Genomic DNA, 259 nt, shown 5'->3' on the forward strand with positions numbered 1-259 from the left:
CTCAAGGGTTCAACCCAGGCTTAATAGTTCTACTTGTTGTTGGTGGGTTGCTATTGACATTCCTGATTGGAAACATTGTGCTCTACACTTATGCACAGAAGATCATTCCTCCTAGGAAAAAGAAGCCTGTCTCAAAGAAGAAGATCAAAAAGGAGAGACTGAGGCAAGGAGTCTCTGCACCTGGAGAGTAGAGGCAATGGACTCAAATGTTCTATAAATTGTGGATTACCTTGTACTTTTAAAAGACCGTGTGTTCTCT

Annotated in this window: 1 protein-coding gene; it reads left to right on the plus strand. The window is 41.7% G+C overall.

Features of this window, described 5'->3' with window-relative positions; genetic code table 11:
• Window positions 1-191 (plus strand): hypothetical protein (locus ACZ3HH_RS30580; RefSeq protein ID WP_465810401.1); only part of this gene is annotated, 191 nt, incomplete at its 5' end.
• Window positions 192-259: the final 68 nt, after the last annotated feature.

The sequence above is a fragment of the Pseudomonas sp. PME37.24/025 genome (genome assembly GCF_055556615.1).